The 10582-nt window shown below is 35.1% G+C and carries 9 protein-coding genes; 4 read left to right on the forward strand and 5 right to left on the reverse strand.

All coding sequences use genetic code 11. From position 1 onward, the window contains the following. Position 1 precedes the first annotated feature (1 nt). Entirely contained in the window at positions 2-1117 is a 1116-nt protein-coding gene (pdhA, locus tag I7822_RS02650) for a pyruvate dehydrogenase (acetyl-transferring) E1 component subunit alpha (RefSeq protein WP_207975200.1), read from the reverse strand. Positions 1118-1909: 792 nt separating this feature from the next. Then, complete coding sequence (locus I7822_RS02655; protein ID WP_243459204.1) at positions 1910-2584, reverse strand: YkyA family protein; 675 nt, start codon at positions 2582-2584, stop codon at positions 1910-1912. Between the two features lie 562 nt (positions 2585-3146). On the opposite strand from I7822_RS02655, the gene def reads away from it, so the two are divergent. Beyond that, a complete protein-coding gene (gene def, locus I7822_RS02660) occupies positions 3147-3701 on the forward strand; it encodes a peptide deformylase (RefSeq protein WP_207975201.1) in 555 nt (184 codons plus the stop codon). A gap of 176 nt (positions 3702-3877) precedes the next feature. Here def and I7822_RS02665 read toward each other — a convergent pair whose 3' ends face one another. Together I7822_RS02665 and I7822_RS02670 are read right to left on the reverse strand one after the other, a co-directional pair. Then, positions 3878-4654 carry a Cof-type HAD-IIB family hydrolase gene (locus tag I7822_RS02665; RefSeq protein WP_207975202.1) on the reverse strand — a complete coding sequence of 259 codons (777 nt, stop codon included), beginning with the start codon at positions 4652-4654 and terminating at the stop codon, positions 3878-3880. 11 nt (positions 4655-4665) lie between these two features. Then, positions 4666-5580 carry a DMT family transporter gene (locus I7822_RS02670; protein ID WP_207975203.1) on the reverse strand — a complete coding sequence of 305 codons (915 nt, stop codon included), beginning with the start codon at positions 5578-5580 and terminating at the stop codon, positions 4666-4668. 554 nt (positions 5581-6134) lie between these two features. Between I7822_RS02670 and I7822_RS02675 the strand changes: the two genes are divergently transcribed. Both I7822_RS02675 and rnjA read left to right on the forward strand, forming a co-directional pair. Beyond that, positions 6135-6344, forward strand: a complete 210-nt coding sequence (locus I7822_RS02675) for a DNA-dependent RNA polymerase subunit epsilon (protein ID WP_207975204.1) — start codon at positions 6135-6137, stop codon at positions 6342-6344. A 5-nt stretch (positions 6345-6349) separates the two neighbouring features. Further along, complete coding sequence (rnjA, locus tag I7822_RS02680) at positions 6350-8017, forward strand: ribonuclease J1 (protein WP_207975205.1); 1668 nt, start codon at positions 6350-6352, stop codon at positions 8015-8017. Between the two features lie 140 nt (positions 8018-8157). Here the strand turns inward: rnjA and I7822_RS02685 are convergent, their stop codons facing one another. Continuing rightward, complete coding sequence (locus I7822_RS02685) at positions 8158-8820, reverse strand: potassium channel family protein (protein ID WP_066330605.1); 663 nt, start codon at positions 8818-8820, stop codon at positions 8158-8160. Positions 8821-9109: 289 nt separating this feature from the next. Between I7822_RS02685 and I7822_RS02690 the strand changes: the two genes are divergently transcribed. Then, entirely contained in the window at positions 9110-10189 is a 1080-nt protein-coding gene (locus tag I7822_RS02690) for an AbrB family transcriptional regulator (protein WP_207975206.1), read from the forward strand. Positions 10190-10582 lie beyond the last annotated feature (393 nt).

The raw sequence follows: 10582 nt of genomic DNA on the forward strand, positions 1-10582 counted from the left end.
CTTATTTCGACTCCTTTGCTTTGTAAATTTCATATTGCTCTTTTAAGTTATAAGGCATTTCTTCGTACATGATTTCCATCAAGTCCGTAACCTTTTGTTTTGGATATTTATCAGCTTTTTGAATTGCTTCTTTAATATCTTCTTTTGCTTGTTCTATTGTTTTATTTTCTTCCTCTTCGTTCCAGATGCCTTTTGCCTCAAGGAAAAGACGGAATCGAACTAATGGGTCTTTTGCTTCCCACTCGTTTTCTGTTTCTTTTGTACGATAACGAGTTGGATCATCTCCAGCCATTGTGTGAGGACCATAACGGAATGTTAATGTTTCAATTAAAGTTGGACCTTCACCATTAATAGCGCGTTCTCTAGCGTCACGAACAGCTGCATAAACTGCTAATGGATCCATACCATCAACTTGTACACCTACTATACCTGCTGCAACTGCTTTTTGAGCAATTGTTTGTGCTGCAGATTGCTTTTCAACCGGTGTTGAGATTGCGTAGCGGTTATTTTGAACAACGAAAATTGCAGGAGCTTTGTATGCACCAGCAAAGTTAATACCCTCATAGAAGTCACCTTGAGAAGCTCCACCATCACCTGTATATGTGATTGCAACAGCTTGTTTACCCTTCTTCTTAAGACCAAGAGCAACACCAGCCGTTTGAATGTATTGAGCACCGATAATGATTTGTGGTGATAGGCAATTTACACCTTCAGGCATTTGGTTTCCGTGGAAATGTCCACGTGAGAACAAGAATGCTTGGTATAATGGAAGTCCATGCCAGATAATTTGAGGTACATCACGGTAACCAGGTAAAATCCAATCTTCTTTTTCCAAAGCATATTGAGAAGCAATTTGAGAAGCCTCTTGACCTGCGGTTGGAGCATAGAAACCTAAACGACCTTGACGATTTAAAGAAATTGAACGTTGGTCTAAAATACGTGTATATACCATACGACGCATAAGTTCTTTTAATTGTTCATCAGTAATATCTGGCATAGCCGATTCATTAACGACTTTACCTTCTTCATTTAAAATTTGGAATGTTTCGAACTGCTTAGAAATAGCTTCAAACTGTTTCTTACTGTCAACAACAGTGCTTTTTGTTTTTGCAGCCATCTTATACCTCTTCCTTTCCTTTTTAAGAGTGTTTGTTCTGACACACAATAAGCTCGGTAGACCTTAGGCAACTGATGTATGTACGGGTAGATATAAATCCGCATTGTTTAATTGTCACAAGGACTATTAGCTTTCATGGCTTGAACTTGTTTAGTAATTAGTAAGAGAATTCCAATATGCACAGCTTTAGGTTACCCTAAAATATGATGAATGACACAAATTTTTTGAATTCAAACCTACTTAACTACTATTCACCACTCATGAGATTGCCTATAACTTTCTCTATGTATGGTTTAATGAACTTGTTTTGATCATTCTGTATCAGTTTTCTTCCATAAGTAACTAATACAACCTTAGTTAATTCATTAACAAGTTTACACTAATGTTTTCGAGTCCGTCAATTAGTTTGTATAAGGTTTTAAAAAAAGATTCTTCAAGAACTCCACTTTAAATTTACCTCCTCTTTCAATCTGTATTATTACAAAAAGGAAAACTGTATTAGTAGTTTATAATACAGTTTTCCTTTTTGAAAAGTCAGACAATAAACATTTTATTTTACTTCAAATTTCATTTTTCTAATTAAGTAACAATTTTAATAAAGAATGTTTTCTCTATGATTATTATTTTTCACTTTTCTTCTATACCTCGATTTCACATTCATCATAAATGTTCTTTTTTGATTATTTAGTTAGAAGGTTACACTTACAATTACATTGCTTATAAATTTGTCTTTTTCATGTTACTTTTCAAATAAAAAACCCATTCACTAGGATTGGGTTTTAAAAAAGCTAACTATTCACTTTCTTCAACATTTAACTCAGCATTTTTATAAAATTCTATTTTTAATTTATTATATTCCTCAGTTAATTTATTGAATTTTTCATTTTCTTCCATTACTTTTTTATATGAATCATTGACCTTCGTTATTTGTGCTTCAAGGGTTTCAAGTGTTAAGTCCTCTTTTTGAAGCATTATATATAATTCCTTATCAAGTGAAATTGACGTTTTATATGTGTTATATAAGCTTTCATAGGAGGTGTAACGATCCTCCATTTTGGCTTTTAGATCTACAGCTTTTTCTTTTAGTTTTTCGTCATCAATTTTTTCTATTTCTTCATTTACTGCTACAAACTCTTCCTTTGAGGAGATAATACTGTCATATTCAGCCTCAATTTTTGATTCCCGTTCATCTATAAGTGTAAGTGCTTCTTTAGATAGAGCTACTACCTTTTCGAATTCTTTCATTCCAAGGTTCATGATCTCATTATAAAGTTCCGATTCTTTCTTCTCTAGCTCTAGAAGGGGCTGCTGTTGATCTTTAAAGGCATCCTCTAATGTCACAACTTTTTCTAATGTAGAATAGATATTTTCTTCTGGAGAAGGTCCCATACAGCCAGAAAGAAAGATTAATAGAGTAAAAGATAACAAACTAACCTTTATTAATGTGCTTTTTTTATTAGTAAACAAAAATATTCCCCCTAACGTTCAGACATTTTCTACTATAATCGGTTCAGCAGATTTTTACAATCATCATTCAAATAAACTTTTCGCATAAAAAATACTACTCTTAAAACTTATACCATTCTATGTGCTTGTCTTTCATTTAGACCTATAAAAGATTAGTATCACTTATATTCATCGAAACATCAGGAAAAGTTTCATTAACTGTTTTTTTGTTAAGGCTGTTTTCGCAAACTTTGTTGCTATTTACCAAGTTGTACGGCGTGGTTGATTTCCGCTCCAGATGCTCGCTTTCCGCGGGGCGGGCGGTGAGCCTCCTCGGCGTAAACGCCTGTGGGGTCTCACCTGTCCCGCTACTCCCGCAGGAGTCTCGCACTTCCGCTCCAATCAACCTAAAACAGTTTTCGTTTTAAAAGCAACAATCTCTTAGAAAAGAGCATAAAAAACAAAGACGAATTCTTTTCGTTTTTAGCATCTTCCTTTATAATCTTATATATCATTAATTGATGTGCTATTTAAAAATACATACAAATGAAGTGGTCTTTCTATATAAAAGGAGTGTTTCATCATGATTACAATGGAAAATATTATAAGAGAAGGTCATCCTACATTAAGAAAAGTTGCCGAGGAAGTTGCGCTACCCGCATCGGAACAGGATAAAGAAACGTTATCTTTGATGCTCGACTATGTTAAAAACAGCCAAGATCCTGAAATTTCCGAAAAATATGGACTTCGTCCAGGAATAGGTCTTGCAGCACCACAAATAAATGTTGCAAAACGCATGATTGCAATTCACATTGTTGATGAAAAAGGTATACAGCATAGCTATGCTCTTTTTAATCCTAAAATCGTGAGTCATTCTGTGGAAAAAAGTTATTTAACAAGTGGTGAAGGCTGTTTATCAGTTGATCGTGCAGTACCAGGACTTGTTCCCCGCTATGCTCGTATTCGTGTAAAAGCAACAAACCTTGAGGGTGAACAAATTGATATTCGGTTACGAGGACTTTTAGCGGTCGTATTCCAACATGAGATTGATCATTTAAATGGTATCATGTTTTACGATCACATTAATGAATCTAACCCATTCCAGGAACCTGAAAATGCAATTGCGATTGAACGCTAAACAGAACAAAAGCGCAAGCGCCTTGAACAGCCTCGGGCAAATAAGACGCTTATGAATAGTGGCTGTAGACCCAAGAGGGGCTAGGCGCTGAAGCTGGATGCCTAGTGCTTATCCACAGTACTAGAATTTTATAATTTGCTAGACAAGTACAAAAATAAGAAGGGTGAGTCCCCTTCTTATTTTAATAATCCTAATTTTTCAACACCATAACGGATACCATCCTCATCAACTGGCTTTGTAATAAAGTCAGCGACTTCCTTTAATGAAGGTACTGCATTTCCCATTACTACTCCAGTTCCAACATATTCAATCATTTCTAAATCATTTAAACCATCGCCAAATGCATATATATTTTCTCTTTGTATGTTTAATCTTTTAGCGAGTTGCTTAATCCCTTCAGCTTTTGAGCCATTGGCAGGTAATATATCTGCTGAAACATCATGCCAGCGAATTAGCTTTAATTCTGAATAGTGATCGCTATAGCGTTCTTCCTCACCGATTTCACAAAACAATAAAGTTTGATAAATATTACGGTCAAGATAATAATCTCGGTTTTGCTTCGGCTGTCCAACTTTTAAACTTCCCATACTTTGTTCAATTAAAGGATGGTCGCCTGTTGTAGACATCATATTTTCTTCACTCATAAAAACAAGAGGATGATTTTCCTTATCAGCAAATTGTAAAAGATGCTCTAACGTCTCTTTTTTTAAAGGATTCTCGTAAATGACCTCACCCTCAAACACTACATATTGACCATTAAAGCTAACAAACGAATGAATGTCTAATTCCCTTCGCAAATCCTCAAACATAAATGGCGCACGTCCAGTTGCTATGGCTACATGATGGCCATGATTTTTAAGTTTTTTTATTGTGTCCCTCGTTGATAATGGAATTTCTTTGTTATGGTCTAGGATTGTCCCATCAATATCAAAAAAAATTACTTTTCCGCTCATAATTAAGCTCCTTATTCTTGTACTATAGATGTACAAATAGTACGTTTTTTATTGGCTTTAGCTGAGCTTAAATAAACTCCAGCAAAAACAAAAAGTAAACCAATTACCATATTAGCGGAGATATGTTCGTCTAGCAACAGAAATCCCCAAATCATAGCTGTAATAGGTACGATATATGTTACAAGTGAAGCAAACTCAGCACTACCTTCTTTGACCATAAAATAATAAAAAAGGTAAGCAAAACCAGATCCAAATACACCGAGTCCAATTAGTGATAAAAATGTTTCAAATGAAAAACCTGAATATCCTTTGGTATGATTTGTTACCAACATAAATGGAAAACTTATCAACATCGACATAAATAAAGTTGTAGTAGAAACAATAATGGTTGGTAGTTGTGTTAAATATTTTCTCGCAAGCTGGGCACCTAATCCGTAACAAAATGTCGCTGCCAACATCGTGCCTGCCCCTACAAAATTTTCATTCATAAGGCTCTTGAAGTCTAAATTTAATAAAAGAAGGATACCGACAAATCCTACGAAAACTCCTATCCACTGTTTTCCTCTAACAGGTACCATAAAAAAAATTGAACCAATTACAATAGTCCAGATCGGCGTAGTTGCGTTAATCACAGATGCGAGACTACTTGAAATTCCAATCTCACTCATAGCAATTAACCCGAAAGGCAGCACATTGTTAAAAAGCGCTACAAAAATCAAAGGGATCCAAGGCAAAGTTATTATTCGCAATCGAGAAATATCTTGTTTTTTGAAAAAAAACAAGATAAGTAACGTAATTGTCCCAAATAAACAGCGCCAGAACACAACTCCCCATGGTCCTAATTCATTAACCAATAGTTTAATAAATAAAAAAGATGTACCCCAAATTATACTCAAAGTAAATAAAGCACCGTATAATTTTTTCACTGATCCTTTCCTCCTGATGTTGTTATACGTAATACTTCAACTAGTAAGTGCAATTTTCAAGCTAATTTAATTTCAATTTATTGTCAATTGTTTTGTACTCTTTTTTCCACGAATCCCCATGTAAGTGACCAATTCGTATGGCGTATACTATCAATGAAAGTTTATAATGGACGGTTTCTCTCCGATTCAATATTACTAGCAAATGCTTTGCAAATTTTGAAGAATAGACAAGGAGGTTAATTAAGGATGCTAAAAAGATTAAAAAATTCTATTAGAAAGCAATGGAAAGAGCTATTAAAACGGAAAACCATTGCTTAGTGTTCGAAATGCACCTATTTGCATATACATGTTATCCAAACGCTTCTAACTATAGTTTGTCACGACGTTCATCCCCATAAATCCTGTAAGTCTTTGGGCAAAAAAACTGAAATAAAAGTTGTTGAAAATAAAAAGAAGATTCGACACATTCCCCTCTAGGCTTGGCTTGTTCGTAAATATCGCATATAATAGAAAAAGTTAGTCTAACATACGGAAGTTAAGGAGAGATTTGGTAAATGATTTTCAAAGTGTACTATCAAGATAAAATTACAGAGGTGCCAGTTCGTGAAAGAACAAACACTCTATATATTGAAGCAACAACTGAAGGGGAAGTACGCTCTAAACTAAAAGACCGTCCTTATAATATCGAATTTGTTTCACCATTAGATGGAGCATTTTTAGAATATGAAAAACAAAGTGAAAACTATAAAGTATTGGAGATTTGATCGTTATGAAATTTGTTAAGAATGACCAAGTAGCCGTTTTTGCCTTAGGCGGACTCGGTGAAATTGGTAAAAACACGTACGGTGTGCAATTCCAGGATGAGATCGTCCTTATTGACGCTGGTATTAAGTTCCCAGAGGACGAGCTACTAGGAATTGATTATGTCATCCCAGATTACACATATTTACAAAAAAATGAAGATAAAATCAAAGGATTATTTATTACGCACGGACATGAGGATCATATTGGCGGTATTCCATATTTACTACGTCAAGTGAACATTCCTATTTACGGCGGGAAGCTTGCATTAGGTTTATTAAGAAACAAACTTGAAGAGCACGGATTACTACGTCAGACTAAATTAATTGAAATTCAAGAAGAAGACATTATTAAGTTCAGAAAAACATCCGTTACATTCTTTAGAACAACACATAGTATACCTGATGCATATGGAATTGTTGTGAAAACACCACCAGGAAACATTGTACATACTGGTGACTTTAAATTTGATTTTACACCGGTTGGTGAACCTGCAAACTTAACGAAAATGGCCGAACTTGGCCGTGACGGCGTACTTTGTCTATTATCTGATAGCACAAATAGTGAAGTCCCTAATTTTACTATGTCAGAAAGACGAGTCGGTGAAAGTATCAATGAAATTTTTCGAAAAGTTGATGGGCGAATTATTTTCGCTACATTTGCTTCAAATATTCACCGCCTTCAACAAGTAGTAGAGTCAGCTGTTACACATGGTCGTAAAATCGCTGTATTCGGAAGAAGCATGGAAGCAGCTATTCAAATTGGACAAGATTTAGGATATATTAACTGCCCAAAAGATACGTTTGTTGATGCACATGAAATTAATCGCATGCCAGCTCACAGAGTAGCGATTTTATGTACTGGAAGTCAAGGCGAGCCAATGGCTGCCCTTTCTCGTATTGCAAACGGGACACACCGACAAATCCAAATTATTCCAGGAGACAATGTTGTTTTCTCATCTTCGCCAATACCAGGTAATACACTTAGCGTAAGTAAAACAATTAATCAGCTATACCGTGCTGGTGCAGAAGTTATCCATGGTCCTTTAAGCGATATCCACACCTCCGGACACGGTAGTCAAGAAGAGCAAAAGCTTATGCTCCGCTTAATGAAGCCTAAATATTTCATGCCGATCCATGGTGAATATCGCATGCAAAAAACTCATGCTAAAACGGCTGTAGATTGTGGCGTAGAGGCAGAAAATTGTTTTATTATGGATAATGGTGAAGTGTTAGCGATTGGAGACAATGAAGTTAGTGTCGCTGGTAAAATTCCATCTGGCTCTGTTTATATTGATGGCAGTGGAATTGGTGACATTGGTAACATCGTATTGCGTGACCGTAGAATACTATCTGAAGAAGGACTTGTAATTGTAGTTGTTAGCATTAATATGAAGGACTTTAAAATTGCTGCCGGTCCTGATATCATCTCTCGTGGTTTCGTATATATGCGTGAATCTGGAGATCTCATTAACGATGCTCAATCGCTTATTACTAAGCATTTAAATAAAATTATGGAACGTCGTACTAGCCAATGGTCTGAAATTAAAAATGAAATCACAGACACATTAGCACCTTTCTTATATGAAAAAACAAAACGCCGTCCAATGATCCTACCGATTATTATGGAAGTATAAACATTATAGCAGCATAAGAAAAAGAGTGAGATTGACGAAAAATTCGTCTACTTCACTCTTTTTTGTTTGACTATAATAGTCCTTCATCACGAATTTTTTAGTTCGCTAAACAAAATTAAAGACAGTCAAATGACTGCCTGTTAATCTCCTAATAACCGTTTTTCAAAACGATTTATATCTGTATCTGCACCAATAACAATCAGGATGTCATTTTTCTTAATGATCTCATTCGCTTGCGGCGATACGATAATATCTTTGTTTCTTTTCATAGCGACAATATTAATTCCATATTTTGCGCGAATATCTAGGTCAATAATTGAATTCCCATGAAGTCGCTCGTTTGCAACAATCTCAACGATACTATGCTCATCAGAAAGCTCTAAATAATCTAATACATTGTTTGATATAATTTTGTGAGCAATACGTTTCCCCATATCTCGTTCAGGATGAACAATCCGATCGGCACCTATTTTAGATAATACTTTTTCATGGTAATCATTTGTAGCTTTTACTGTAATATCCTTAACACCTAATTCCTTAAGTATTAATGTTGTTAATATACTTGCTTGTATATTATCACCAATTGCAACAATTACATGATCAAAATTGCGGATACCTAGACTTTTTAATACAGTTTCATCAGTGGTGTCCCCAACCACAGCATGTGAAGCAACATTCGCAAACTCGTTTACTTTATCTTCGTCCATATCAATAGCCATTACTTCTAAGCCTTCTTCACTAAGAGCTCGACAAATACTTCCGCCAAAACGACCGAGTCCAATAACTGCAAATTCTTTTTTCATATGTATTACCTCCGCTAACTAGAAAATACAATGCCTTCAGATCGCAAGACGACTGCTTTTCTTGTATGACTTTTTTTTATTATAAATATCATTTCATGCATAATCGTAAGCTAACAAAATCGTACCATAATTTCATTATTTTATACAGTTGCATAGCTTTATACAAACAAAATTAAACTAATTTTTTTTACAGACTACATAAATTGCATTCATTAAAATAGACACATCAATAAGATATAGATAAGGAGTATGGTAAAATAACAAGACAGATCTATATTGGGGGAAACGTATGCATAAAAAGCTTTACAATATCCTTTTTCCATACATATTAGGAATTTGTGGTGGTTTTGTTTTTAGTATTTGTCATGTTCCTCTTGCTTGGATTCTTGGTCCAATGACATTTCTGATTGTTTGGAGATCAATATTCGTTAGAAAGAGTAGCCTCCTTCAACCAATCCTATTAAAAAATGGATCTTTTATCATTTTAGGAATTTCTTTTGGCCTATCTTTTACAAAACAAACTTTTATTTCAGTTGGACCATATGTATTACCTTTCTTATTAACTACCGTTTTACTTATTATCATTAGCGTATTAAATGGTTTATTAATTAGTAGATTTGTGAATATTGATAAAAATACAAGTATCTTTGCTTCTATACCAGGAGGACTAACAGAAATGGTTGCGGCGAGCGAATCACTTAATGCGAACTCATCCCTTGTAACCATCTTTCAAACTGTAAGACTACTAACAGTCGTATTTTTCGTTCCTTTTGCTATCATTCATATGTTTGAGCCTCAATCAGGTATCCATTTAACTCAAGCTAACACAAATCAATCAAGCATTTTTTCGTTTGGATGGTTTATTCTAGCAGGTTTTGTAGGTTGGTTATTTAGAACTAAGCTCCCTGCTGCTTTTGTCATCGGCCCCCTTCTTACTACTGCAGTTTTGAACATTATTGGTGTTTCACTACCTACATTCCATGATGTTTTTATGGTCTTTGCACAACTGACAATAGGAATTGGCTTTGGGTTGATGATTACATTTAATGATTTGAAACAGGGTGGGAAGTACTGTGGGTTATATTTTGTGGCAACAATTATTTTAATTGGAGCAAGCTTTGTTTTAGGTTATTTGTTCACATTATTAACTGATTTAGATATAGCAACAGCAATGTTATCTTTAGCACCAGGTGGTCTTGTCGAGATGGTGTTAACAGCTTCGACTATTGGTGCAGACCCTGCCGTGGTTAGCTCTCTACAATTTATTCGATTACTATTTATTATTAGCTTTGTTCCTAGCATCTTAAAATACGGGTTGAAAAAGGGCTCTAATGAAAGTCAAATCGGGGGGAAAAATCATTCAGCATAGAAACATCTCTGAAAAAAGTTCACATTCCTATTGCACATGATAATCTGAATGATCCATATGAGGAACAAAAGCGCAAGTTCCTTGAACAGCCCCGACAAGCATAAGACGCTTAAGAATAGAAGGTGTTCTTTACCTTCAATTCTTAAGTGGCTTATGACCTCGAGGGGCTAGGCGCTGGAGCTGGATGCCAAGCGATTATCCACAGTACAAGAATTTTATAATTTCCTAGACGACGAAAAAAGCTAAGGCCATATCTTTGGCGACAGTGAAGTGACCCCATAAAGTGAGACAAGGAAAAAACACCTCCTGAGTCGTATTTAATCAATATGATTCTAGCGGAGGTGTTTTTCTTATGGGTACAAGAATCCCTTATCCAGAGGAAATTAAATGGAA

Origin of the sequence: Metabacillus bambusae (genome assembly GCF_017497975.1) — a bacterium.
GTDB classification, from domain to species: domain Bacteria; phylum Bacillota; class Bacilli; order Bacillales; family Bacillaceae; genus Metabacillus; species Metabacillus bambusae.

What these genes read in the sequence shown, in the direction of transcription:
- I7822_RS02665 (WP_207975202.1), bottom strand. Translation starts at nt 4,654, where the DNA reads ATGAGCGGAAAAGTAATTTTTTTTGATATTGATGGGACAATCCTAGAC.
- pdhA (WP_207975200.1), bottom strand. Translation starts at nt 1,117, where the DNA reads ATGGCTGCAAAAACAAAAAGCACTGTTGTTGACAGTAAGAAACAGTTT.
- I7822_RS02685 (WP_066330605.1), bottom strand. Translation starts at nt 8,820, where the DNA reads ATGAAAAAAGAATTTGCAGTTATTGGACTCGGTCGTTTTGGCGGAAGT.
- def (WP_207975201.1), top strand. Translation starts at nt 3,147, where the DNA reads ATGATTACAATGGAAAATATTATAAGAGAAGGTCATCCTACATTAAGA.
- rnjA (WP_207975205.1), top strand. Translation starts at nt 6,350, where the DNA reads ATGAAATTTGTTAAGAATGACCAAGTAGCCGTTTTTGCCTTAGGCGGA.
- I7822_RS02675 (WP_207975204.1), top strand. Translation starts at nt 6,135, where the DNA reads ATGATTTTCAAAGTGTACTATCAAGATAAAATTACAGAGGTGCCAGTT.
- I7822_RS02690 (WP_207975206.1), top strand. Translation starts at nt 9,110, where the DNA reads ATGCATAAAAAGCTTTACAATATCCTTTTTCCATACATATTAGGAATT.